The sequence below is a fragment of the Pseudomonas sp. W2Jun17 genome (assembly GCF_023127795.1).
Taxonomy (GTDB): Bacteria; Pseudomonadota; Gammaproteobacteria; order Pseudomonadales; family Pseudomonadaceae; genus Aquipseudomonas; species Aquipseudomonas synxantha_A.
Genome location: NZ_SPKO01000040.1, coordinates 18,293 through 43,996, shown reverse-complemented (window position 1 = coordinate 43,996; position 25,704 = coordinate 18,293). Strand labels below are relative to the sequence as shown.

Below are 25,704 nucleotides of genomic sequence, written 5' to 3'. Positions count from 1 at the left end.
GCTATCGGGAGCAAGCCCCCTCCCACATTGGGTGTGTGGTGCTATTAAGTAACGCTGTTTCGGACTTTGAATTGCGGCTGGTCCCAGGTGCGGTTGTCGAGAATTTCACCAAGGATTTCCACCGCGTCCCACACCTCGGTAAAGCTTGTGTACAGCGGCGTGAAACCAAAGCGCATGATCCGCGGCTCACGGTAATCGCCGATCACGCCTCGGGCGATCAGGGCCTGGATCACCGCGTAACCTTCGGGGTGTTCGAAGCTCACATGGCTGCCGCGCCGGGCGTGCTCACGCGGTGTGATCAGTTCCAGGCCATGGGCGGCGCAGCGGCTTTCGACCAACGCGATAAACAGGTCGGTCAATGCCAGGGATTTGCTGCGCAGGCTGGTCATGTCGGTCTGGGCGAAAATGTCCAGGCCGCATTCCACCATGGCCAACGAAGTGATCGGTTGGGTACCGCACAGGTAGCGCGCGATGCCGGCGCTGGGGGCGTAGCTCGACTCCATGGCGAATTGGCGGGTATGCCCGAACCAGCCTGACAACGGCTGGCGCACCACATCCACCAACGCCGGGTTGACCCACACAAATGCCTGGGAGCCCGGGCCGCCATTGAGGTATTTGTAGGTGCAGCCAATGGCATAATCAGCGCCGGCCTGGTGCAGGTCCACAGGCACCGCGCCCGCTGAGTGCGCCAGGTCCCAAAGGCTCAGCGCGCCACACTCGTGGCTCAGCGCAGTCAGCGCCGCCATGTCGTACATGTAGCCAGTCTTGTAGTTGACGTGGGTGAGCATCACCACCGCCACGTCTGCGTCGATGGCCTGGGGCAGTTCGGCCGGGCTGTTGACCAGGCGCAGGGAATAGCCTTGTTGCAGCAGTTCGGCCAGGCCCTCGGCGATATACAAATCGGTGGGAAAGTTATTCGCTTCGCTGACGATCACCTTGCGCGCCGGGGAGCGTTGACGCTGCACACTCAACGCCGCGCTCAGCACCTTGAACAGGTTGATCGAAGTGGTATCGGTGACCACCACTTCGCCCTCACGCGCACCGATCAACGGTGCGAGGCGATTGCCCAGGCGCTGGGACAAATCCGCCCAGCCTGCGCTGTTCCAGCTGCGAATCAAGCCATTGCCCCACTCTTGGGCGATCACCTGCTGTGCCCGCTCCAGCGCTGCCACCGGGCGCGCGCCGAGGGAGTTGCCGTCGAGGTAGATCACGCCCTCGGGCAGGGCGAATTGGGCACGCAGGGGTGCCAAAGGGTCCTGGGTGTCGAGGGCTTGGCAATGGCTTCGAGTGGTCATGGGTCGTCCTGGTTTTTATAAGTGAGGATGGACCAAATAATGAACGAACTTTTAGAGAATTTTCGTGCAAAGTGGTGGGCAAACGGCTATTTAAGCTGTAGGAAATTCGAATTTAATCTCAAAATACGCGGATATCTTCCAAGCATGATTCTCGACGCCACCGACCTGCGCCTCCTGCATTTTCTGCAACAGGATGGCCGTATCAGCAACCAGGAACTGGCGGAAAAAGTCGCGCTGTCACCCTCTGCCTGCCTGCGCCGTTTGCGTTTGTTGGAGAGCGAAGGAATCATCAGCGGCTATCGCGCGGTATTGAATGCCGAACAGTTGGGGATCGAACTCGAAGCCATCGTGCACCTGTCGCTGCGCCAGGATATCGAGGACTGGCATGAGACCTTTATCAAGAAGGTGCAAGGCTGGCCAGAGGTGGCGAGCGCCTATGTGATCACCGGTGCCAGCAACTATGTGCTGCGGGTGCAGGCACGCAACCTCAAGCACTTTTCGGACTTTATCGTGAACCACCTGAACCGCACGGCGGGGGTGATGGATATTCGCTCTGAAATTGTGCTGCAGAAGATCAAGGATCGGGATGAGGTGCTGGATCTGGTCCTGCGCAAGTAACCCATCACTACAGATCAAATGTGAACTAAATGTGGGAGGGGGCTTGCTCCCGATAGCGGAGGATCAGTTAGTAAATAAGTGACTGACACACTGCTATCGGGGGCAAGCCCCCTCCCACATTCTGCCCGCGCTCAGTCCTCGAGAGCCCGTGTGCGTTGCATGCGCTTTTGCTCCACCGGCGCATCAGCCACCTGCAACTCAAAGTCAAAATCAATCTGCGCAAACCGCCCTTCCACGCCAAATTCCCGCGCCAGTTGCGGATCGTCGCTGAAGCGGATCTCGGCAATCAGTTCATCGCGGGTGGCATAGGCAAAGTCATCATGCAGGTACGGGTCATCCGAGAGGTTGATCTGGGTGGTCAGGTGCCGATGCCCGGGCGCCGAGATGAAAAAGTGGATATGCGCTGGCCGTTGCCCGTGGCGCCCCAATTGATCGAGCAACTGCTGCGTCGGCCCGGTCGGCGGGCAGCCGTAGCCCGAGGGTACGATGCTGCGAAAACGGTAGTGGCCCTGGGCATCCGTCTCGATACGTCGGCGCAGGTTGAATTCAGACTGGTTCGGGTCGAACCACGAATAAGTACCGCCCGTATTGGCCTGCCACACATCGACAATCGCCCCCGCCAATGGCTTGCCCTCGGTATCGCGCACTTGCCCGCGCATGAACAACGGCACCGCGTCGTCCTTGCCATCATCCAGCCGTGCCTCGTATTTGGACAGCGGCGCGCCGGCCACGTACAGCGGGCCTTCGATGGTGCGCGGTGTACCGCCGGACTTGCCCGCCTGCTCATCGGCGGCGTCCATCAACAGGTCCAGGTAATGCTCCAGGCCCAGGCCAGCGGCGAGCAGGCCGGCTTCCTGGTTTTTACCCAGATCATTGAGGTAGTTGACCGCCTTCCAGAACTCCTCGGGGGTCACTTCCAGGTCTTCGATGATGTTCACAGTGTCGCGCAGGATCCGGTAGATCAGCGCCTTGGCGCGCGGGTTGCCGGCGTCATTGAGGTTGCCGCTGGCTTCTTCGAGAAAGCGTTGGGCGTGGGCAGTCTGGGACAGGCGGATGGACATGGTGCACTCCTCATCTTGTAATTATCAGGTTGAAACCGGCTTAGCGGTCGTCCGCATGGATGGACGACGGGTGCCGGCACAGCGCATTCACTTCGATAGCCATGTAAGGAAACAATGGCAGTTGCATCAGCAGGTCATGCAGGTCCTGCACGCTGTCGACATCGAACACGCTGTAGTTGGCGTAGTGCCCGGCGATGCGCCACAGGTGGCGCCACTTGCCCTCTTGTTGCAGGCGTTGCGCCAGGGCTTTCTCTTCGGCCTTGAGGCTGTCGGCACGCTCAGGGGGCATGTCGAGGGGCAGGTTCACAGTCATTTTTACGTGGAACAACATGGCAGGCGCCTCTTAGTATTTGTCACGGCTAAAGAACGCCAGACGCTCTTCATCGAGCGCCAGGCCCAGGCCCGGTGCGGTGGAAACATGCAGCTGGAAATCGCGGTACACCGGTGGCTCGGCAAGGATGTCTTCGGTGAGCAACAACGGGCCGAACAGCTCGGTGCCCCACGCCAGTGTGTTCAGCGTGAGGAAGGCATGGGCCGACGCCAGGGTGCCGATACCGCCTTCGAGCATGGTGCCGCCGTACAGGCCGATGCCTGCCGCCTCGCCGATCGCCGCCGTACGCAGCACGGCGCGGGGGCCGCCGTTCTTGGCGATCTTGAGGGCAAACACCGAGGCCGCGCCTTCACGCGCCAGGTTGAACGCATCTTCGACACACTCGATAGACTCATCGGCCATGATCGGCACCGGGCTCGACAGGTTGAGCCGGGCCATACCGCCACGGTTGTTGCGTGAGATGGGTTGCTCGATAAGGTCGATACCGTTGTCGCCGAGCACCTTGCACGCCCGCAGCGCCACGGCCTCATCCCAGGCCTGGTTGACGTCGACACGCACACTGGCGCGCTCGCCCAGGGCTTTTTTTATCGCGATCACATGGGCCAGGTCGCGGCTGACTTCACCGGCGCCGATCTTCAATTTGAAGATGCGGTGACGGCGCAGGTCGAGCATTTTCTCGGCCTCGCTGATGTCCTGTTCGGTATTGCCGCTGGCCAGGGTCCAGGCCACCGGCAACGCGTCACGCACGCGCCCGCCCAGCAGTTCGCTGACCGGTAGGCCCAGGCGTTTGCCGAGGGCGTCGAGCAAGGCGCTTTCGATGCCGGATTTGGCAAAGGTGTTGCCGCGAATACTGCGCTCCAGGCGCAACATGGCGGCGTTGATGTTGTTCGCATCCTGGCCGATCAACAGCGGCGCGAAATGGCGGTCGATGTTGACCTTGATGCTGTCGGGGCTTTCATTGCCATAGCTGAGGCCACCGATGGTGGTAGCTTCGCCGATGCCTTCAATGCCGTCCGTGCACCGCAGACGGATAATCACCAGGGTCTGGTTTTGCATGGTGTGCATCGCCAGCTTGTGCGGGCGAATGGTGGGGAGATCGACGATGAGGGTGTCGATCGACTCGATGGTGCAAATCGGCATGGCAATACCCGTTGGGTTCTTTATAGATTTGCGTCGATTCTGTTCCGCATTTTTTCGGGCTTCCAATATAGAATTGGTCTTATGCGATACCCTCAAGGTATGAAAGGAGTCGATATGGAACTGCGTCACTTGCGCTATTTCCAGGTGCTGGGCGAGACCCTCAATTTCACCCGGGCTGCCGAACGCCTGCACATCGCCCAGCCGCCCTTGAGCCGGCAAATCCAGCAGCTGGAGGATGAACTGGGGGTGCTGCTGCTGGAGCGTAGCCGACCGTTGCGCCTGACCGAAGCCGGGCGGTTTTTCTATGAACACGCCAATGTGCTGCTCGAACAGTTGGGCACGGTTTGCGACAACACACGGCGCATTGGCCTGGGGGAAAAGACGTGGCTGGGCATCGGCTTTGCACCCTCGACCTTGTACGGCGTGCTGCCGGAACTGATTCGCAGGCTGCGCAATCACGAGGCCCTGGAGCTGGAGTTGGGCTTGTCGGAGATGACTACGCTGCAACAGGTCGAAGCGCTCAAGGCCGGGCGCATCGATGTGGGTTTCGGGCGCATTCGCATCGACGACCCGGCCATCGTCCAGCGCGTATTGGTGGAGGATCGCCTGGTGGCCGTGCTGCCCAGCGGTCACCCCTTGCTGGGTGCCCCTGCCACCCTCGCCCAGTTGGCCACCGAGCCCTTTGTGCTCTACCCAGGCAACCCGCGCCCCAGTTATGCCGACCATGTGATCGCGCTGTTCGACGCCCACGGTTTGAGCCTGAAGGTGGCGCAGTGGACCAACGAGTTGCAGACCGCCATCGGCCTGGTAGGCGCCGGTATGGGTGTAACGCTGGTACCGGCGTCGGTGCAGGTGCTGCATCGGGCGGATATTGGCTATACGCCGGTGGTGGAGGCGACTGCGACCTCGCCGATCATTCTGAGCCGACGGGTGAATGACCAGTCGCCGGGGCTGACTCATTGCCTGCAACTGGTGGAAGAGTTGATCTGAGATTCCATATGCACCACAAATCCAATGTGGGAGGGGGCGTGCTCCCGATAGCTGTGGTTCAGTCAACTTTTCCAGTGCCTGACACACCGCTATCGGGAGCAAGCCCCCTCCCACATTTTGATCTTCATCAGGTTCAAGTAATGCGCATGCGCTTGCGCTGCTGTGTCTGACTGGGCGACTCATCAAACAACTTGCGGTACTCCGCCGAAAACCGCCCCAGGTGAGTAAAGCCCCAACCCAACGCAATTTCAGAGATAGTACGCACCGAGCCCTGTTCAAGAATCTCCTGACGCACCGCCCCCAACCGATGCTTCTTCAGATACGCCATGGGCGACAAGGCGAAGTACTTGCGAAACGCATCGAACAGCTTGAACCGCGACACCCCGGCCGCCGCTTCCAGGTCTTCCAGGTGCAGCGCTTCACGGGCGTTGTCGTGGATGTACTGGCGCGCACGAATCAGGTAGTGCGGCAGTTTTACCCCCAACACCTCGCGCAATTCTTCAGAATAGTTATTCGGCTGGGCCAGGATCAGCCCTTTGATCAGCGAGCTTTCCAGGTCCCGGGTAAATGCTGCCTGCTCGTACAACTCGCTGCTGCATTCCAGTTCGGCGATGAAGTATCGCGCCATGCGCCACCACGAAGCCGGGGCGCCGTCCACGGCATCCATCACCGGTTCAAAGCGCAGCGGCGCATCAATGGGCCGTTGCAGCAAACCTTCCAGCGACTCGCTCATCGCCGTACGGGTGATCACCACCTGCAACTTGCGACAGTCACCGGAAATCGCCAGCACCTGGTGCTCGTTGGGTGAAATGATCACGCCCTGGTCGCGGTTGGAACTGAGGCGTTCACCGTTCTTGCTCAGCTCCTGTTCGCCCACCAACGGCAGGCTCAGGCTGTAGCTGCTGAAATGCTCGGCGTCTTCGATGTCGATAGTCACGTCGGTGCCGTACTCAATCACACCCAGGGTGGTGGCGCGGGACTTGAACACGTTGGCGCTGTGATGAAATCGCAGGCGCTCGGGGGTAGCCGTCGCCAGGCGATGGGGCCCGCAGATGCCGGACATCCAGCTGCGGGCACCTTCGAGGTCAAAGCGTTGAATATGAATATCGTGTGTCTGGCTACTCATCGGGCTGCACCCACGGCGGTTAGGCGTTTGCGCGCTCTGGCGGCGCATCGTTGAACATCGACAGCAAGTTCCAAGCCACGTCGGCGCCGTTGCAACCACGTGGATAGCAACCGTCGACTATGTGGATAAATTCAGGTTTTCTGCGACCGTCACCTGCAATGACAGTAGCCCATTGCGTCACCGCGCCGCACCGTGTTGAGTATTTGCTGCCCAACTTTGCGGCCCATCTTCCCCCATTAAGCGGATAGCCCACCGCCCTTCTGCAGCGCCTTAATGGCTCACCCGTTTTAGCCATTATCAAAAGGTGCCTCCCATGAGTGGTGCAAGAACCGTCGAGCAGTGGAAAACCTTTATCGAAAGCTGCCTGGACTTTCGCCCGGCAGATGAAGTGTTCCGCATCGCCCGCGACATGTTCACCGAACCCGAGTTGTTCGACCTGGAGATGGAACTGATCTTCGAGAAAAACTGGATCTATGCCTGTCACGAAAGCGAACTGGCCAATAACCACGACTTCGTGACGATGCGCGCCGGGCGCCAGCCGATGATCATCACCCGCGACGGCGAAGGCCGGCTCAACGCGTTGATCAATGCCTGCCAGCACCGCGGCACCACCCTCACCCGGGTGGGCAAGGGCAACCAGTCCACCTTTACCTGCCCGTTCCACGCCTGGTGCTACAAAAGCGATGGCCGGCTGGTCAAGGTCAAGGCGCCGGGGGAATACCCGGAAGGGTTTGATAAAGCCACCCGCGGCCTGAAAAAGGCGCGCATCGACAGCTACAAAGGCTTTGTCTTTATCAGCCTCGACGTAAACGGCACCAACAGCCTGGAAGATTTCCTCGGCGACGCCAAAGTGTTCTTCGACATGATGGTCGCGCAATCGGCGACCGGTGAGCTGGAAGTGCTGCCGGGCAAGTCGGCCTACACCTACGACGGCAACTGGAAGCTGCAAAACGAAAACGGGCTGGACGGTTATCACGTCAGCACCGTGCACTACAACTACGTGGCCACGGTGCAGCATCGCCAGCAGGTCAATACCGAGAACGGCGCAGGCGCAAGCACAACGCTGGACTACAGCAAGCTCGGCGCCGGCGACGCGAATACCGATGACGGCTGGTTCGCCTTCAATAACGGCCACAGTGTGTTGTTCAGCGACATGCCCAACCCCAGCGTACGTTCCGGCTACGCCACCATCATGCCGCGCCTGGTGGCCGAACATGGCCAGCAAAAGGCCGAATGGATGATGCACCGCCTGCGCAACCTGAACATCTACCCTAGCCTGTTCTTTCTCGACCAGATCAGTTCGCAGCTGCGCATCATCCGCCCAGTGGCCTGGAACAAGACCGAGATCATCAGCCAATGCCTGGGGGTCAAGGGTGAGTCCGACGCGGATCGCGAAAACCGCATTCGCCAGTTCGAAGATTTCTTCAACGTCTCGGGCATGGGCACGCCGGACGACCTGGTGGAGTTTCGCGAAGCCCAGCGCGGTTTCCAGGGCCGCCTGGAACGCTGGAGCGATATATCACGGGGCAGCCACCGCTGGGAGACCGGACCCACGCCTAACAGTGAAGCCATCGGCATTCAACCGGCCATGACCGGCACTGAATTCACCCACGAAGGCTTGTACGTCAACCAGCACCGCAATTGGCAACAGTTTCTGCTCAAGGGTTTGGACCAGCGGGCCCTGAGCCTGCGGGAGGTGAAGTGATGAATGCGCAATTGCAGTACCGGGTCGAGCAGTTTTTTTACCGTAAATCCGAACTGTGCGACGCCCAGGACTGGGACGCCTACGTGCAGTTGTTCGACCCCCAGAGCGAATTCCATTTGCCGCAATGGGACTCGGAACACGTCTACACCAAAGACCCAAAACGTGAGATGTCGTTGATCTACTACGCCAACCGTTCGGGCCTGGAAGACCGCGTGTTCCGCCTGCGCACCGGCAAGGCAGCCTCGGCGACGCCAATGCCGCGCACCCTGCACCTGATCAATAACCTGCGCATTTCGGAGCAGGCTGACGGCACGTTGGAGGTGCGCTTGAACTGGCACACGTTGTTCTATCGCCTGGCCACGTCCGAGCAGTTCTACGGGCATGCCACGTACCACCTGAAGCCTGCGGGCGACAGCTGGCTGATCATGCGCAAGCACGCCTTGCTGCTCAACGACACCATCAACTCGGTGCTGGATTTCTATCACCTATAGGCACCGGGAGTTTTTCCAATGAATCACAAAGTGGCCTTCAGCTTTGCCGATGGCAAGACCTTGTTCTTCCCGGTGGGCGCCAATGAAATCCTGTTGGATGCAGCCCTGCGCAACGGTATCAAGATCCCGCTCGATTGCCGCGAAGGCGTGTGCGGCACTTGCCAGGGGCGTTGCGAATCCGGCGAGTACACCCAGGACTATGTCGACGAAGAAGCGCTCTCCAGCCTCGACCTGCAGCAACGCAAGATGCTCAGTTGCCAGACTCGGGTGCAGTCCGACGCCACCTTCTACTTCGACTTCGATTCAAGCCTGTGCAATGCATCCGGGCCAGTGCAGGTACGCGGTACGGTGAGCGACGTGCAGCAGGTCTCCACCAGTACGGCGATCTTGCAGGTGCAACTGGACCAGCCACTGGATTTCCTGCCCGGCCAGTACGCTCGTGTCGCGGTGCCCGGCACCGACAGTTGGCGCTCCTACTCCTTCGCCAATCGGCCGGGTAACCAACTGCAGTTCCTGGTGCGCCTGCTGCCGGATGGGGTGATGAGCAACTACCTGCGCGAACGCTGCCAGGCGGGCGACGCGATGCTGCTGGAGGCGCCATTGGGGGCGTTCTACCTCCGGCATGTCACCCGGCCGCTGGTGCTGGTGGCGGGTGGTACCGGGTTGTCGGCGTTGCTGGGTATGCTCGATGAACTGGCGGCCAACGGCTGCTCGCAACCGGTGCACCTCTACTACGGCGTGCGCGGTGCCGAGGATTTATGCGAAGCGGCGCGTATCCAGGACTACGCGAGGAAAATCCCGGGCTTTCGCTACACCGAAGTACTCAGCGATGCTTCATCCGAATGGCCCGGCAAGCGCGGCTACCTCACCGAACATTTTGACCTGGCCGAATTGCGGGACAGATCGGCGGATATGTACGTGTGCGGCCCCCCTCCAATGGTCGAATCCATTCAACAATGGCTGGTGGATCAGGCACTTGATGGCGTTCAGCTGTATTACGAAAAGTTTACGCAGAGTAATATCTGACCCTCAGCAGTTCTGAGGGGCCGATGCGGCGTGCAATCACCCTTGAGAAAAACAAGTAGAAGGGAATGTTAATGGCGGATGACATGGTTAACCCGGTGGGCCTCAAGCGTGGCCTGAAGAACCGGCACATTCAGCTGATCGCCTTGGGAGGCGCGATTGGTACAGGCTTGTTCCTCGGCTCGGCCGGGGTACTCAAGTCGGCGGGGCCGTCGATGATCCTGGGCTATGCGGTGGCCGGCTTTATCGCGTTCCTGATCATGCGCCAGCTCGGCGAGATGATCGTCGAAGAGCCGGTGGCCGGCTCCTTCAGCCACTTTGCGCACAAATACTGGGGCGGCTACGCGGGTTTTCTGGCCGGCTGGAACTACTGGGTGCTCTACGTGCTGGTGGGCATGGCCGAGTTAACCGCGGTGGGCAAGTACATCCAGTTCTGGTGGCCGGAGATTCCAACCTGGGTCAGCGCGTTGGTGTTCTTTGTTGCGGTGAACCTGATCAACACCCTGAACGTGAAGTTCTTCGGTGAAGCCGAGTTCTGGTTTGCGATCATCAAGGTGGTGGCGATTGTCGGCATGATCGTGCTCGGCTGCTACCTGCTGTTCAGCGGCACTGGCGGCCCGCAAGCGTCGGTCAGCAACCTGTGGAGCCACGGCGGTTTCTTCCCCAACGGCGGCATGGGGCTGCTGATGTCCATGGCCTTCATCATGTTCTCGTTCGGTGGCCTGGAACTGGTCGGCATCACCGCCGCCGAAGCCAGCGAACCGCGCAAGGTCATCCCCAAAGCGATCAATCAGGTGGTGTACCGCATCCTGATTTTCTACGTCGGCGCGCTGACCGTGCTGTTGTCGCTGTACCCGTGGGATCAATTGCTGCAAACCCTCGGCGCGTCGGGCGATGCCTACAGCGGCAGCCCGTTTGTGCAGATCTTCTCGTTGATCGGCAACGACACCGCCGCCCACATCCTCAACTTCGTGGTGCTGACCGCGGCGTTGTCGGTGTACAACAGCGGCGTGTACTGCAACAGCCGCATGTTGTTCGGCCTGGCCGAGCAGGGTGACGCGCCCAAGGCGCTGATGAAGCTCAACAAACAAGGCGTTCCGCTGCGGGCCCTGGCGATTTCGGCGTTGGTGACGATGCTGTGCGTGGTGGTCAACTACGTCGCGCCGCACAGTGCGCTGGAGTTGCTGTTCGCGCTGGTGGTTGCTTCGTTGATGATCAACTGGGCGCTGATCAGCCTGACCCACATCAAGTTCCGCAAGGCCATGGGCGAGCAAGGCGTGACACCGTCGTTCAAGACCTTCTGGTTCCCGTTCAGCAACTACCTGTGCCTGGCGTTCATGGTGATGATCATTGGCGTGATGCTGGCGATTCCGGGGATTCGCGAGTCGGTGTATGCGATGCCGGTGTGGGTGGGGATTATCTATGTTGCCTACCGGTTTCGGATCAGAAACGGGAAAGTTGCAGTAACCCAGTAACCTCTGTGGGAGCAAGCCCCCTCCCAAATTTTTAGCTGCATTCCAAATGAAAAGCCCCGCAGATGCGGGGCTTTTTTGTTTAGAGCGTGGAACGTACTCGCCAGAGTTCGGGAAACAGTACCGTGTCGAGCATCTTGCGCAGGTAACCCACGCCTTCGGTGCCGCCGGTACCCGGCTGAAAGCCGATGATGCGCTCCACCGTGGTGACATGTCGGAAGCGCCATTGGCGGAACGAATCTTCCAGGTCGATAAACTTCTCGGCCAATTGATACAAGTCCCAATACCGATTCGGGTCGCGATACACCTCGCGCCACGCCGCCTCCACGGAGGCGTCATGCACTGTGGCCGCCGTCGGGTCGCGCTCGGCGCGCTGAGGGTCAATCGCCAGTCCGGCCTTGACCATCAGGTTGACCGCCTCGTCATACAGCGACGGCGTGGCAATCGCTACCTGCAATTGCTGCAGCAATTGCGGGCGATGAGCATGGGGCCGCAGCAGCGCCGGGCTTTTGTTACCGAGGATGAATTCGATCTCGCGGTACTGGAACGACTGGAACCCCGACGACTGCCCCAGGAACGGGCGAATCGCCTTGTACTCCGACGGCGTCATGGTCGCCAGCACGGCCCAGGCGTGCACCAGTTGATCGAAGATCCGCGACACCCGCGCCAGCATCTTGAACGCCGGTGGCAGCTCACCCAGGCGCACATGTTCGCGGGCAGCCTTGAGTTCGTGAAGCATCAGCTTCATCCACAGCTCCGAGGTCTGGTGCTGGATGATGAAGAGCATTTCGTTGTGGTCTGGCGACAGCGGGTGCTGGGCGCTGAGGACTTTGCCCAGGTCCAGGTAATCGCCATAGCTCATGGACTCGGAAAAATTCAGTTCGGCGTTATGCCATTCTTCCGGCGGTTGGTAATCAGCTGAGAAAGGACATTGGCTCATCGCGTGGGCTCCTTGAGCGGGCGGAGAATGGCGCGGACCGGGCTGGCATCGAGATGGGCAAAACGTAGCGGCAGCGCGATCAGTTCATAGTCGCCCTCCGGCACTTCATCGAGCACGATGCCTTCGAGGATCGCCATGCCATGGCGCGCCACGGCGTTGTGGGAATCCATGGTCTTGGATTGTTGCGGGTCCAGGGACGGCGTATCGATACCGATCAGGCGCACACCCAGGCCGGCGAGCAGCTCAATGGTTTGCGGGGCGATGGCAGTGAAATTCGAATCCCATTCAGTCAGTGGCGCTTGTGGATAAGTACGCAATAGCACGCGCTCCGGCAGGTTATCCACACGCCCTTGCAACTGATGCGGCTGCACCAACGCGCCGCTGCCCAGGCAATGCAATACCCGGCACGGGCCCATATATACATCCAGCGATACCTCGCCAATCGGCGCGCCATCGGCGCTGTAATGCAGCGGTGCATCCACATGGGCGCCGGTGTGCGGCGACAGGGTTACGCGCCCCACATTTACCGGACACTCCGGGCCGAACTGCCACACGCGCTCTTCCTGGAACGGCGTATCGCCCGGCCAGGTCGGGGTCGCCGTGCTCAAGGGCGGGCTGATATCCCACCACGTTTTTATTGGGTTCATTGCAAGGCTCTCACTGGGTACTGGGGTGAATGATACGAGGGCCAGCTCTGAATTTTCTTGCGAATTCTGGCGTGAGATGGGAAATGTTTCGCACTTACTGCGAGAAAATGGTCAGTTACTGCACAAATCTTTCGTTTAGACATGCCCCTTGTGGGAGCCGGGCTTGCCCGCGATGACGATGGCGCAGCCAGCCTCTTCATTGCCTGACACTCCGCTATCGCGGGCAAGCCCGGCTCCCACAGGGATGGGGGTGATTTCCAGTTCATCACATGGCCTGCGCTTCTGGACATCCCGATGTCGAGTTCAGACCACTGGCGCAGCGCCCAAGGCCTTAGGGTTGAGCTTTCCCTTCCCTGCCTCGGAGTCATCATGTCCAAGCCCATCACCGTACTGCGCGACACCCACCCACTGCCGGTCCTGGATGCCTGCAAATGGGAAAAGCTTGAAGGCGACCCGCACACCGTCAACCTCAACGCTTACACCAGCGAAGACGGCAGCAAGATCATGGGCACCTGGATCTGCACACCGGGCAAGTGGTACGTGGAATACGTGAAGTGGGAATACTGCCATTTCCAGGAAGGCTACTGCGTGATCACGCCTGAAGGGATGGCGCCGATCCATCTGCGCGCTGGGGATATCTTCGTGGTGGAGCCAGGCATGAAAGGTACCTGGGAAGTAGTGGAGACCGTGCGCAAGTACTTCGTTTTTGCTTGATCCCGCCACCTGAAAAAGGGTCACCCTGGCCCTTTTTGCTTCAACGCCCCGGCGTCGTGCCAACTGCCCCGCTGCCCCCCCAAACCACAAAAAGTAAAAACAAACAACAGCCGTTTTTTCGAGTTGTATTTTTCGGCGAAACACTCCAAAAAAAACCGGCATAATGAAAAAAAGTCGCCTGCCTACATTATCAGCGCGCCCATACACTACTTTAGTTATAGATAGTATTAATTTTGACAGCTGCGCCTGCTTCGTATAATTTCATTGCAGCCTTGTTAGTATTCAGGCTCATTGGATTACAATCGCATGATAATAGGGATATAGGTAAAAGGTGCAGAAGCTCACATTATCTGAACTTTCAATCACCTTCTGTAGAAAATGCCAGGAGAGTTGAATTAGAATCCCGGCGTATTGACTGCACGGCTCTAAGCCTTCAACACTTCTCGTATCACGTGCTGCCCGCGGCAGTTGAGACCGCGCTTTTGTATGTAAAAGGACTAGAAAAATGCCTGATAAAACTACGCGCCTGACCATCCTCATCGACGCGCCGACCAAACAACGGCTGGAGTCCTTGTCCAACGACGTTGACCTTACTATCTCTCAGGTCATTCGCAAACTGATTCGCGATCACCTCCAACAGCACGAAAACCTCGTGGCTTCACCTGTCCGAGAGCCTGCAAAGGAAGACTCTTCGATGTATTCCTGATATATAAATTCGAACATCAGCCTACGTACGGACAATAACTTCTGCTGCGAGAAAGTTTGCATTTCTTGACGTACCCAGCGTCAATTAATAATAACCGTCGGCAAGTTATGATGCATGGAGAGTTTCGCCTGTGAAACAGCAACTGCTCGCTTGCTACACTCTTTTGAGCAAACACGCTAACGAGCTGACTGTCTCAACAGACGCCCCGCACACCTGCACTTTATTTTTTTCAATAAGTGATAGTACCTACCGTGCGGTGGTTTTTCATATTACCGCTGACAACTTCGAAACTGCCTGGCAATTGGGTGAGCTTGAATTCGAACGTCTCTGCTCCCACGCTGCACGCCAAGGGACTGATAAAACCGATCGTTCATGGATCCGCGTCGAACGTGCGTTCAACGTGACGCCAATAACCTGGGAAAAGTTCAGTGAACGCCTCAGGCGCCACAAGCGCAATTACTTCAGGCACGGCCTTGCATTCGATGCCGATATGCAGCTGGCAATCACCGAACAGGAATTGAATGCCAATGCCATCCTGTACGGCGGCAGCGACATTGCCCACGCGACCTTCAACACCAATAACTTCGTCACCTATGCCAAGCGGCGGTTCAGCGGCTCACAGGCCGCAGCCATCGTGGCAGCGCTTGCCCCCGAAACCCGCGTGTTCACCTTCAACACCACCGGTGTGTTCTGCGCCGAAGATGGCGTCGCCCACCCCCTTAACAGCAGCGGGCCGCAAACCGGCTGGCGTGCCCTGGGAGCGCTCGCACCTGATGATGTTCGGGCGTGTATAAACAGCGCATCCAGCTACCTGAGCACGCAGGTGCAAGACAGCGGGCAGTTTATCTACGGCTACTTCCCCTGCTTTGACCGAACCATCAAAAACTACAACACGCTACGCCACGCAAGCACCACTTACTCGATGATCGAGGCCTGGGCACTGACCGGCGATGAACAGCTCAAGGCAGCGATCGAGCGCTCGCTGACTCACCTCGCCGAGGTACTGATCAGGCCCTCCTTGCTGCCCAATGGCAGCGTGGCGGCGTTTCTCATCGACACCGACAACGAGATCAAGCTGGGCGGCAATGCGGTGTGCCTGCTGGCACTGGTCAAGTACAGCGAAGTCACCGGCACTCGCCGTTACCTGCCGCTTCTTGAAGCCCTCGCCAACGGCATGGCCTGGATGCAGGATCCTGTCAGCGGGGCGTTTGCGCACGTTTTGCATGCCCATGACCTGAGTGTCAAAGAGCCCTTCAGGATTATCTACTACGATGGCGAGGCCGCTTTCGGGTTGATCCGTCTCTATGGGCTGACCCGCAACGAGCGCTGGCTGGCCGTGGTGGAAAAAGCCTTCGACTATTTCATCGAGAAAGAGCACTGGCGCGAGCATGACCATTGGCTCAGCTACTGCGTGAACGAACTGACCCGCTACCGACCTGACGAAAAATATTTTCGCTTTGGCCTGAACAACGTCGCCGGCTATCTGGGGTTCGTCCAGCAACGCATCACCACCTTTCCGACGTTGCTGGAGTTGATGATGGCAGCGCAGCAGATGCTGACACGCATCGCCCAGCAACCATCACTGCGCCACCTGCTTGAAGAGATTGATCTGCACGCGTTCTACCGCGCGCTGCATCATCGCGCGCGCTACCTGCTCAATGGCTATTTCTGGCCGGAACTGGCGATGTATTTTGCCAACCCGGCGCGCATCGCCGGGGCCTTCTTTATTCGTCATCACGCGTTCCGGGTACGGATCGACGATGTAGAACACTATCTTTCCGGGCTGATCGCTTACCACCGTTATCTGCTTGATGGTGCCCCTCAGGTCAGTTGGGTCCAGGCCGCAACCGGCGTGGATCGAGCCTGGAACGCAGATACCCTGGCGCAAGTCACCCAGGGCACGTGGGCAACCCCACCGCCGCCCGGCTGGCGCGCAACGGGGCTGACGCCCTCCATGCAGTTCTTCAAGCCGCAGCGGATCCTCAGTCGCCATCCCAGCCGGGTCGGCCCCAATGAAGCGCAATCGGCGCAACGCTGGGCCCAGGCCAAACCCGAACGTCGACCGTCAGCCTTCCTGTGTGTAGACCCCACCCCCTACCTGAGCAGTGGGCTGCCGGTATTGCAGGTTGCCGACACCAGCGAGGCCATGTTGCAGATGGGCCGTCACGCCCGGCAGCACTTCAGTGGAACAGTGTTTGGCGTGACCGGCAGTTTCGGCAAGACCACTGTGGTGGCAATGCTTGCCCAGGCGTTGAAACCCTGGGGCAACGTGGGCCAGACCGAAGCCAACGCCAACCTGCCCCATGGCATTGCCTGGAACCTGGCGAGCATGACTGAGCCGGCAGAATTCTGGGTGCTGGAAATGGCCGTTGGGCGTATGCCGATCAACTCGGCGCTGGTTCGCCCGCAGATCGCCGTCGTCACCGGCATCGCACCGGCGCACTTGGAGTATCACGGAACCCTGGAAAACCTGGCGCGCAAAAAAAGCGCAATATTCGCCTCCATGGCCCCGGGCGGTCACGCGGTACTCTGTCGCGACATGCCTTACTACGAGCTGTTCGCCGAAGCCGCCGAGGTGGCCCAGTTGCACGTGATCAGCTTCGGCGAACACCCCGAAGCGGACCTGCGCTTGCTGGATTGGAACAGTGAAGTCCATCAAGTAAACGTCAACGCACTCCTTGCCGGGCAACCCTTGAATTTCAGTCTGAAGGCGCGCGGCAGGCATATGGTAATCAACGCGTTGGGAGTACTGGCGGCCCTGTCTGCACGCGGGCTTGCGGTCGAGCAGGCGCTGGAAACCCTGGGCGCGTTCATGCCCGTCGAAGGCCGCGGCAATACCCTGTCAATTACCTGCACAGGCGGCCATTTCCAACTGATCAACGATGCCTACAACGCCAACCCTGGCTCGATGAGTGCCGCGCTGCGCTCAATGACCGATCTGCCTGCCCCACCGCAGCACCGTGTGCTGGTGCTGGGGGATATGCTCGAACTCGGGCCCGACGCCCAACGTTATCACCTGGAGATGGCCGAGCCTTTGCGGGCGGTGGCGCCACGGCATGTGGTGCTGTGCGGCCCGTTGATGCACGCGCTGTACCTGTCGTTGCGTGACGAGCTGCCAGTGCAATGGTTTGAGAATGCCAAGGCGCTGAACCAGGCACTGGCGAACGACCCGCAACCGTGGTTTCAGCCTGGCGATTGGGTCATGGTCAAGAGCTCGGGCGGGACGGGGCTGTCGCAGCTGTGTGATTGGTTGACCTCACGCGAACAGGCGGTGCCGGTCTAGCCCGCGCACTGCACCGCCGTCTTCAGCCCGATGTCATGGCGCAACTGGTGAAAGGCCGTGGGCACGCCCAGCGCCTTGATCAAATGCGCCTGGTGCCCGGCCCGCATCAGTGCCTGGAAGAAAGCTTCCTGCAGGGCGAACGGTGCGACTTGATCGTCCGGGCTGCCAATCACATACAACTGCCGTGCGGGTGCGACGGCAATGCCATCGATGTGCCGGGCCGGATCATAAGGGTGCAGCAACCCATTGGTGTCACGCCCAGGCCTTGAAGGCAGGCCCTTGCTCTGGCGGATCATCTGCGCCCGCTGCACCAGCGAGAAAGCACCGGAGGTCATCACCGCGCATTTCACGTCGGTACGGCCCAGCGTCAACAGTGCAGCGGCAACCGTAGCGCCGCCACTGTGCCCGAGCAACACGAACTGCCCAATGCCATAGCGCTCGCGCAACTGATCCAGCGCCCCATTGAGCGCAATGAACTCCTGCGCCTGACGCCGTTGCCCGTGGTTGCCGCTGGAACCGTAGGTGCCGGGGCGCGCTACAATCACCAGGGGCACACCCGCGCGCTTGGTCAGCATCGTGGCCTGGCTGACTTTGGCGGCCAGGGTGTTGCCGGCAATCGCCTGCGGCGCACGATGCATCTCGCTCGTGCGATCACCGTGGAACATCACAATCACCACGGGCGCACGCTCCAGGGCGCCGCCAGCGAAGTAACGAATGCACGCATCGCCTCGGGCAATTTCGACCCACAGCGCCGAACCCGGCTCAGTGCAGGTGCCGCGGTCGGCGGGCGCATTCCAGCGCAGCGGGGTCGTCGCCTCATCGAACGCCTGCGCCCAGGACGTACAGGCCATCGTCAGGCCCAACAGCACACCGATGCCGAACGTTCTACCCATCCTGCCTCCTTAGCGTTCTCGCAACGCTTCGCGTGCCCGGTTCATCGGCTTGATCAGGTAGTCGAGCACGGTTTTCTGACCGGTCTTGATGTCTACCGAGGCGATCATGCCGGGCACGATCGAGAACGTCTTGCCGGCCTTGTTTTTCAAGGTGTCGGCATCGGTGCGGATAAACACCCGATAGTAAAAAACTTCCGGTTTGACTTCGTCCTGAATGGTGTCCGGCGAAATGGTCACTACCTTACCGTCCATGCCGCCGTAAATGGCATAGTCATAGGCCGTGATCTTGACCTTGGCCATCTGGTCGGGATGGATGAAGGCAATGTCCCTGGGCGAGACTCGCGCCTCGATCAGCAGCTGTTCATCCAGCGGCACAATCTGCATCAGCCGCCCATTGGGAGGGATGACGCCGCCGATGGTCGTGACCTCGATATCCTTGACGATACCGCGCACCGGCGAGCGCAAGGTCAGGCGGGTTACCGAATCCGAACGCCCGCGCATCACCGACGACAGCGTCTGCACATCCGCGTTGACCTTGGCCAGGTCCTCACCGGCGCGCACCAGGTAATCGGAGCGCGCCTGGCTGAGTTTCAATTCCAGCTCGGCCTTCTGGCGTTTGAGGCGCAACACCTCGACATTGCTGGCGGCCCCGACCTTGGCCAGGTTCTCGGTAATCTCCAGCTCACTGCGCACCAGCCCCAGGGAAGAGCGCACACCGGCCAGGGATTCCTCAAGACCTTTGCGTCGGGTGTTGAACAGATCGGTTTCAGCGCTGATCAGCGCCGGGTAACGTGACAGCTCCGCCGGGAATGCCAACGGCTTGCCGTTCACTTCCGCCTGCAACCGCGCCACGCTGGCCAGGGACGCACGGTACTTGGAAGCGCTTTCATCGAAGTTGGATTCGGTCTTGGTCGGATCAAGCCTGGCCAGGACCTGCCCCTGTTTGACGATATCGCCCTCCCCCACATTCAGCTCCGTGACGATCCCGCCTTCCAGGGACTGAATGATCTGCTCGCGGGAGGTGGGAATGACCTTGCCGCTGCCGGTGGACACCTCGTCCACTTCAAACACGTAGGCCCAGGCGCCAAACGCGACAAGCATGACGGCCACCCACGCCACCACCCGTGTAGCGCGCAGCACCGTACTGTCATCCACGCCCGCGTGGGGGCGGCCGATGTGTTCGTCTTCACTGGCAAGCAGGGGGATTGTTTTCAGCGCATGGGTTTTCACTGGTTTTTCCCCTTGGGTCTGGATAGCCGTGCAATGGCGTTGTCCTTGCTGTCATCGACGATGACCTGGCCGTTGTCGACCACAATGATGCGGTTGACCAGGCTCAATACACTCATGCGGTGGGTGGCGATGATCAGCGTGCGATGGGCCGCCCAGCGATCCAGGTTCTGAATCAATTGGCGCTCGGTAGCTTCATCCAGGGACGCGGTGGGCTCGTCGAGCAAGACAATATGCGGTTGGCGAATGATCAAGCGTGACAAGAGCAACGATTGGCGCTGGCCGCCAGAGAGGCCTAGCCCGCCTTCGAGGATCAGGTGGTCCATGCCGTCGGCGAATTTGCCGATGAAGTCGGCGGCGCCGGTTACCGCCAGGGCCTGGAGGATTTCCTCATCCGATGCATGCGGCGCCCCCATGATCAGGTTGTCACGCAGGGTGCCGTGGAACAGACGCGAGTTTTGCGTCATCAACCCCACATCCCGGCGCACGTCTGCCGGGTCGAGGTGGCCCAGGGCAACCCCGTCGAGGCTGATGTTGCCGCTCTTGAGGTTGAGCATCCCGGCCAGGGCCTGCAGCAAGGTCGATTTGCCCGCGCCGTTACGGCCGAGAATGGCGATGCGCTCGCCCGGCTGGATCTGCAGATCCGCCACCAATAACGCCGGCACCGGCGCTTCGTCGCAATACTGGAAGGCCGCCTGTTTGAGCACATAGTGACCGCGCACCAGCGGTAAATGCACGCGCTTGCTGCCTTCAGCGTGGTCCACCGGCAATTCCATGATGCGGTTCAAACTCTGCAATGCCACCTTGGCCTGCTGCCAGCGCGTGAGTACCTGAGTGATCTGCGACATCGGCGCCATCATGCGCGAGGCCAGGATCGAGGCGGCCACCAGGCTGCCGGTGGTCATATCGCTGGCCATGACCATGGGCGCCCCGAATACGACGACCACGGCAAACACCGAGCCCTGGACGTTGTTGCTCCATGCCACCAACTTATTGGTGAGCAGGCGCAGGCGCAGGCTGGCATCGCCACAAGTGGCGTTGTAATGGTTCCATTGCTGCGAAAAACGCTGCTCGGCTTGCAGGGCCTTGATGTCGTCGAGGCCTTGTACGGTTTCAACCAGCATCGCGCTGCGCAACGCGCCTTCGCGCATCGACTCAGTGGCCAACGCCGCGAGTTTTTTCTGCGCCAGCAGGCCCGGCACCACCAGAAACAGCACGGCCACCAGGGGCACAGCGACCAACGGACCGGCGATCAACCAATAGATCACCAGAAACAGCAGGAAAAACGGCAGGTCTGCCAGCGCGGTCGCCGTGCTTGAGGTGATCAGTTCACGCAGTTGTTCCAATTCCTTGAGTTGGGAAATGAACGAACCGGTGGACTTGGGTCGGGCGCTGTTGCGCAGGCGGATGGCGTGCCCGAACACCAGGTCCGAGACGCGCAGGTCGGCGCGTTTGCCGAGCATGTCAGTGATGCGCACGCGGGTGATGCGCATGATGAAATCAAAGACCAGCGCCAACATCACGCCGCCGAACAGCACATACAGGGTGGGCATGGACTCGGCGGGAATAACGCGGTCGTACACCTGCATCGAAAAGAGCACCCCGGCGAGGCCGAGTACGCTGGTGACCAGGGACGCCAGCATCACGTAGCCATACGGCCGCAGGTCGCGCAGCACGATGGCACTGAACCAGTTCTTTTGGTACGGCTTGATGTAATCATCGACGCGAGTGTCGCGCACCGCGCGCATTGGCCGCAGAATCACCGTCTTGCGTGCCTGCTCAAGCAATTCGCGGCGACCCAGACGGCTTTGCAAACCGCCATCACCGCTGTAGGCGATGCCGATGCTGTCATCCTCACCGATGAGCTCCAGCACACCGACCTGCCCATCCGCAAACTGCACCACCAGCGGCAACTGGCGTTGCATCAGGGTCGAGGCGCTAAAGTCGCCGATCACGCAATTCAACCCGGCCTGACGCGCCATACGCCGCACCACGTCTTCCACCGACGCGCTGTCGGTCCATTGGGCTGCCAGGCGCACGCTTTGCGCTGAACACTCCAGGCGGTAATGGCGGGCCACCCCAAGAATTGCTTCCAGCCATACCTCGTAATCAAAGGTCGGCGGCGGTGTGTGCTGTAGGGGCGCTGCACTCAAGTCGTCATCCAGTTTCACGGCTTCATTCATGGCCGAATCTCCACACCCTGCAGGGTGCTGTTGTCCAAATGGAACGCCGTGCGAAGCCCGCCCGTGTTGTAGAGGCAATCGATATTCAGGCGACGCAGGTCTGCCGCCGTGTTTTCCCGATCCATGCGCGCCTGGTGGATTTCCTGCTCGGCATTGAGCAAGTCGAGTAACGGACGCGTGCCCAGCTCAAGGTATTGCTGGCGATAAAGGTCACGGGTTTCGGAGATGCTGCGCTCACGAAAATCCAGGGTCGACAGACGTTGCGACAAGCTTGATATCTGGTCGCGGGCTTCGAGCAAACCCTGGCGAACCGCAAGCCGTGCGGCGTCGTTGGCCGCCTCGGCCGAGCGCAGCGCCTGCTGCGCCGCGGTTTTGCGCGCGGTGATTGCGCCGCCCTGGTACAGCGGCATCTTCACGTTGAGAAACACGCCGTAGCGGGTGCGATCGCGGCCGCCGGGCAGGTTGCTTTCATCGTTGTTGTCCAGGTAGTGCGTGATGGACGGGTCCAGCGACACCGTGGGCAAGGCTTCGGCACGCGCCTGTGCAATCAGTGCCAAGGCATCGACCCGCTGGGCCTGGGCGATCAGCAACGTCGGGGTGACGGCGGCATCGGGCACCACGCCCACGCAGGACTGTTCCAGGCTGGCAGGAAAGCCGCTGGCCACGTTCACCGGCGACTGGGCCCCCAGCAAACTGCTCAAGGCGCTGCGCCAGCGGTTGAATTGCGCGGTGAACTGCATTTGGGTGGCCATTGACGCCTCGACCCGCGAACGGGCCTGGATCAAATCGGAACGGGTGCTGGCGCCCATGTCGCTGCGTTTTTTGGCCAGTTCGGCAATCGCCGAAATCCCCTCGATCTGCTCGCGGGCCACAGTCACCAAACGTTGCGAGCGTTGCAGTTCGATCATTGCAAACGAGGTGTCGCGGGCCACTTGGTCAATCGACAACAAGATCGCCGCCTGGCTGCCGCTGACCCGCGCCAGTGCGCTGTCCACTGAGCTGGAAACCTTGCCGAAGTCATAAAGCATCTGCGACGCCGACAACGAAAACGCTCGGCTTTGGCCATTGCCACTCAAGCCGCTGTCATAGCCCGAATTGAAGCCACCGCTGACTTGCGGGTAATACCCGGACCGGGCGATGTTCACGTTCTCGTTTTGTTGGTACAGCTGGCCGATCGCCTCGGCAATCGCCGGGTGCCACTCTACGGCCAACTGAATGGCGCGCATGAGGTCGAGGTTGCTCGGTATGTTGCGCTGGGGTGCCACCGGTGCGCTGACGCCCGCTGGCCCTCCCGGTAAATTCGTGCCCAGGTTGCTGGGGCTGATGATGTTGACGGGTTCTTCATCGTCGAAAAGCGACGTGGCCATGACCGGCTCAATCCCTGGCGCGATCATTGCGACTGCCAGAACCGTGGCAGACAGTTGGTTGGCCAAACTCTTATGCCTCACTGCAAGTCACCTGACTGTTGTCAAACCGGAGGGGGACAACAACGAACCGTGACTGGCATCAGTCACGGCCCATCGCTGCAAGCTTGTTGGTAAGGAAAACCGGGCATTGCGGCCCGGTTATCGGGAAGTGGCGTTACACCACGTTGATGCCGCTTTGTACCCAAAGCTGATGGGCCTGATCTTCCGCACTGGTGTAGACCACGTACTCCAGACCGTTCTCTACTTGCGTCACACCGCCAGTCCAGTCGCCGGTCAGGTGCACGCTGTCCTGATCGTCGCCCTGAATCATCAAGCGATCCGACTCAGGCCCGGTGATGGACACCAGGTCTTCCAGGCTCAACGTCAGGTCCACTGCGCTGATATCGTTCAGGTCGATACTCTGCACATCGCTGACTTTGCCGATCAGGTCGGTGAGGTTGATGGCAGCATCCCCCCCTTCCCACAGCAACCCGTTTGCACCCGCGCCCGCATCGACGTGGGTGAAGTCGGTGTCATCAACCACCACCGCATCGTGGTGCTGAGCATCAACGCTGGCGGCGTCATCCGCGGCCTGATCCACCGCCCCCAGGGCTGCGGCAAAGCCGACACCCTCAGTGGCAGGCGCGCCCGGGTTGGCGTCGTCCCAGACAAGGTCACGGTCTGGCGAGTCGATGCGGATGTACACGTCTGCGGTCTCTTCCTGACCCGTCGGCGTGGTGAGTTTGTAGGTGAATTTATCCACCTGGCCAATCTCATCCAGCGTCAGGCCGGCATTCGGCGTGTAGACGTATTTGCCATCGGCAAAGACGGTCAACGTGCCGTGCTCACCGACGACTTGCGCCCCCGTCTGCCCAGGCACCACATAGGCCCCGGCTACCAGCACGCTCAACACCGTCAATGGCGAACCGAGCACATCCGGTCCGGCCAGGCTGCCAGCCAACAAGTCGCCGGTGGCGTTGGTCATTTCACCGGCCACAAATTGCGTGGTGAAGGTGGTAGTCAAGGTCTGAGCCACCGTGATGGTCGACAATGACAGCACCGAGCCTGTGGATGCGGTGACCCGATACGAACCGGCGTCCAGCCCGGTGAACGTATGCGACGACTGGGTGGTGGTCTGTTGCGTTTCCCATTGGCCTGCAATCAGTTTTTGCAGATTGACGGTGGTGGACGGCAACAGGGTCAAGCCGGAAGCGCTGACATCGACCTTCAATACAGCCGTAGAGTCGGCAGCCACGACGATGACTTCGCCCGTACCCGAGCCCGTGCCGATCGCCGGCAGGTTGTAGCTCAAGGCCGGCGCGTTGGCTTCTGTCACCAGGTTGACGATCGCTATCTGCGCCGAGCCCAGGTCATCGTTCGCTACCGGGCTGACCGTGCCTGGAGCCGATGGGTCTGTTGCGTTCCAGGTCACGTCGACACTTGGGCTGTCGATGCGCACATACAAGGTGGCGGCGGCAGAACCACCCGCACCATTGACCAAGTGGTATTCGAACGCATCCACTTTGCCGATGTTGGCGACATCGCCGTTCGGGGTGTACTTGTAGTCACCATTGGCAAAAATAGTCAGTTGACCATATTGGCCTTGCAGCACCGTGCCGGTAGTGGCGTCCGCATCGACGAATTCACCGCCGACCTCGACCTGCACCTTGACGGGCCCGCCGTTGCCCGGCACATCCGGAGTGCCTCCCACACCCGGGTCGGTGATGACGTTGCCGGAGACTTCGGGACCGGCTTCGCCAGTGAAATCAGTCAGGCTGTTGTTGGTGACGCTCAATACCGCCGTCGCCCCCGCACCGATGCTGACCAGGTTTGGGTCCAGCTGGAGGGTGAAGCGGTATTGCCCGGCCTGCAGCCCTTCGATCTCGGCAGTGGTGCTTTGACCGAACAGGCCCAACAGATCCAGCAAGCCCGAACCGTTACTGCCCTGTTGAACCGGCAACCAGCCACCCGCGCCGTCGCTCACCTCCAGGACCGCAGTGAAACCGCCTCCCAGCAGCGAAACCAGATCCGCCTGGGCAAACTGCAGGTTCAGCGTGCCGCTGGAACCTTCGGCAACCGTGAACTCCTGCGCCTTGGTGTGATCGCCCAGGATGATCCCGCCAACACCCAGCAGGGTGAAGACACGCATATCCGCCAGGTTGGTGTTGGATGTAACAGGTTTGATGGTCACTTCGCTTGTGGCGAGGTCGTCGAAGGCTTCTAGGTCGGCGTCGGCATCGGCGTCAGCGTCAGCGTCAGCGTCAGCATCGGCATCGGCATCGGCATCGGCATCAGCGTCGGCGTCGGCGTCGGCGTCGGCGTCGGCATCAGCATCGGCATCCGCATCGGCGTCGGCGTCCGCATCGGCGTCAGCATCAGCGTCGGCATCAGCATCAGCATCGGCATCGGCATCGGCATCGGCGTCAGCATCGGCGTCGGCATCCGCATCCGCA

21 protein-coding genes are annotated in these 25,704 nt (G+C 60.2%); 9 read left to right on the top strand and 12 right to left on the bottom strand.

The window, feature by feature from the left end:
* Positions 1-44: 44 nt before the first annotated feature.
* The gene (gene kynU / locus E4O98_RS26280) at positions 45-1,295 is read right to left on the bottom strand and encodes a kynureninase (protein ID WP_248136687.1); all 1,251 of its coding nucleotides are present in this window, start codon (positions 1,293-1,295) and stop codon (positions 45-47) included.
* Between the two features lie 144 nt (positions 1,296-1,439).
* Between kynU and E4O98_RS26275 the strand changes: the two genes are divergently transcribed.
* The gene (locus E4O98_RS26275) at positions 1,440-1,913 is read left to right on the top strand and encodes an Lrp/AsnC family transcriptional regulator (protein ID WP_032879507.1); all 474 of its coding nucleotides are present in this window, start codon (positions 1,440-1,442) and stop codon (positions 1,911-1,913) included.
* A gap of 131 nt (positions 1,914-2,044) precedes the next feature.
* Here E4O98_RS26275 and catA read toward each other — a convergent pair whose 3' ends face one another.
* Genes catA through E4O98_RS26260 form a run of 3 tightly spaced genes read right to left on the bottom strand, consistent with a single transcriptional unit; the run spans position 2,045 to position 4,445 of the window.
* The gene (catA, locus tag E4O98_RS26270; protein WP_032879505.1) at positions 2,045-2,974 is read right to left on the bottom strand and encodes a catechol 1,2-dioxygenase; all 930 of its coding nucleotides are present in this window, start codon (positions 2,972-2,974) and stop codon (positions 2,045-2,047) included.
* Between the two features lie 40 nt (positions 2,975-3,014).
* Positions 3,015-3,305, bottom strand: coding sequence for a muconolactone Delta-isomerase (gene catC, locus E4O98_RS26265; RefSeq protein WP_056845956.1), 291 nt, complete (start codon positions 3,303-3,305; stop codon positions 3,015-3,017).
* Between the two features lie 12 nt (positions 3,306-3,317).
* Positions 3,318-4,445: a muconate cycloisomerase family protein gene (locus E4O98_RS26260; RefSeq protein WP_248136685.1), complete on the bottom strand. Its 1,128-nt coding sequence runs from the start codon at positions 4,443-4,445 to the stop codon at positions 3,318-3,320.
* A gap of 114 nt (positions 4,446-4,559) precedes the next feature.
* On the opposite strand from E4O98_RS26260, the gene E4O98_RS26255 reads away from it, so the two are divergent.
* Positions 4,560-5,435 (top strand): LysR family transcriptional regulator, encoded by an 876-nt coding sequence (locus E4O98_RS26255; protein WP_032879497.1) that lies wholly within the window; start codon positions 4,560-4,562, stop codon positions 5,433-5,435.
* A 133-nt stretch (positions 5,436-5,568) separates the two neighbouring features.
* Here E4O98_RS26255 and E4O98_RS26250 read toward each other — a convergent pair whose 3' ends face one another.
* The gene (locus E4O98_RS26250; protein ID WP_032879494.1) at positions 5,569-6,561 is read right to left on the bottom strand and encodes an AraC family transcriptional regulator; all 993 of its coding nucleotides are present in this window, start codon (positions 6,559-6,561) and stop codon (positions 5,569-5,571) included.
* 313 nt (positions 6,562-6,874) lie between these two features.
* On the opposite strand from E4O98_RS26250, the gene antA reads away from it, so the two are divergent.
* From antA to E4O98_RS26230, 4 genes are all read left to right on the top strand, one after another.
* The gene (antA, locus tag E4O98_RS26245) at positions 6,875-8,266 is read left to right on the top strand and encodes an anthranilate 1,2-dioxygenase large subunit (RefSeq protein ID WP_032879492.1); all 1,392 of its coding nucleotides are present in this window, start codon (positions 6,875-6,877) and stop codon (positions 8,264-8,266) included.
* Positions 8,266-8,757, top strand: coding sequence for an anthranilate 1,2-dioxygenase small subunit (gene antB / locus E4O98_RS26240; protein ID WP_005791362.1), 492 nt, complete (start codon positions 8,266-8,268; stop codon positions 8,755-8,757). The genes antA and antB overlap by 1 nt, the downstream gene beginning before the upstream one ends.
* An 18-nt stretch (positions 8,758-8,775) precedes the next feature.
* Positions 8,776-9,783 (top strand): anthranilate 1,2-dioxygenase electron transfer component AntC, encoded by a 1,008-nt coding sequence (gene antC / locus E4O98_RS26235; RefSeq protein WP_248136683.1) that lies wholly within the window; start codon positions 8,776-8,778, stop codon positions 9,781-9,783.
* A 71-nt stretch (positions 9,784-9,854) separates the two neighbouring features.
* Positions 9,855-11,255: an amino acid permease gene (locus E4O98_RS26230; protein ID WP_248092494.1), complete on the top strand. Its 1,401-nt coding sequence runs from the start codon at positions 9,855-9,857 to the stop codon at positions 11,253-11,255.
* Between the two features lie 79 nt (positions 11,256-11,334).
* Here the strand turns inward: E4O98_RS26230 and kynA are convergent, their stop codons facing one another.
* Positions 11,335-12,192, bottom strand: coding sequence for a tryptophan 2,3-dioxygenase (gene kynA / locus E4O98_RS26225; RefSeq protein ID WP_248092492.1), 858 nt, complete (start codon positions 12,190-12,192; stop codon positions 11,335-11,337).
* Positions 12,189-12,839, bottom strand: a complete 651-nt coding sequence (gene kynB, locus E4O98_RS26220) for an arylformamidase (RefSeq protein ID WP_005791369.1) — start codon at positions 12,837-12,839, stop codon at positions 12,189-12,191. The genes kynA and kynB overlap by 4 nt, the downstream gene beginning before the upstream one ends.
* Positions 12,840-13,208: 369 nt before the next feature.
* On the opposite strand from kynB, the gene E4O98_RS26215 reads away from it, so the two are divergent.
* From E4O98_RS26215 to E4O98_RS26205, 3 genes are all read left to right on the top strand, one after another.
* Positions 13,209-13,553 (top strand): cupin domain-containing protein, encoded by a 345-nt coding sequence (locus E4O98_RS26215; protein ID WP_003194115.1) that lies wholly within the window; start codon positions 13,209-13,211, stop codon positions 13,551-13,553.
* A gap of 505 nt (positions 13,554-14,058) precedes the next feature.
* Positions 14,059-14,259 carry a hypothetical protein gene (locus E4O98_RS26210; protein ID WP_005791371.1) on the top strand — a complete coding sequence of 67 codons (201 nt, stop codon included), beginning with the start codon at positions 14,059-14,061 and terminating at the stop codon, positions 14,257-14,259.
* A gap of 400 nt (positions 14,260-14,659) precedes the next feature.
* Positions 14,660-17,542, top strand: a complete 2,883-nt coding sequence (locus E4O98_RS26205) for a UDP-N-acetylmuramoyl-tripeptide--D-alanyl-D-alanine ligase (protein ID WP_248136681.1) — start codon at positions 14,660-14,662, stop codon at positions 17,540-17,542.
* On the opposite strand, the gene E4O98_RS26200 is transcribed toward E4O98_RS26205, so the two are convergent.
* The 5 genes from E4O98_RS26200 to E4O98_RS26180 form a co-directional block, all read right to left on the bottom strand.
* Positions 17,539-18,435 carry an alpha/beta fold hydrolase gene (locus E4O98_RS26200; RefSeq protein WP_248136679.1) on the bottom strand — a complete coding sequence of 299 codons (897 nt, stop codon included), beginning with the start codon at positions 18,433-18,435 and terminating at the stop codon, positions 17,539-17,541. The genes E4O98_RS26205 and E4O98_RS26200 overlap by 4 nt on opposite strands.
* A 9-nt stretch (positions 18,436-18,444) precedes the next feature.
* On the bottom strand, positions 18,445-19,611 hold the full coding sequence (locus tag E4O98_RS26195; protein ID WP_032803970.1) for an HlyD family efflux transporter periplasmic adaptor subunit: 1,167 nt from the start codon (positions 19,609-19,611) through the stop codon (positions 18,445-18,447).
* 50 nt (positions 19,612-19,661) lie between these two features.
* Positions 19,662-21,845 carry a type I secretion system permease/ATPase gene (locus tag E4O98_RS26190; protein ID WP_248136677.1) on the bottom strand — a complete coding sequence of 728 codons (2,184 nt, stop codon included), beginning with the start codon at positions 21,843-21,845 and terminating at the stop codon, positions 19,662-19,664.
* Positions 21,842-23,239, bottom strand: coding sequence for a TolC family outer membrane protein (locus E4O98_RS26185; protein WP_050549390.1), 1,398 nt, complete (start codon positions 23,237-23,239; stop codon positions 21,842-21,844). The genes E4O98_RS26190 and E4O98_RS26185 overlap by 4 nt, the downstream gene beginning before the upstream one ends.
* A 187-nt stretch (positions 23,240-23,426) precedes the next feature.
* On the bottom strand, positions 23,427-25,704 hold a 2,278-nt coding region (locus E4O98_RS26180; protein WP_248136675.1), incomplete at its 5' end, for a BapA/Bap/LapF family large adhesin.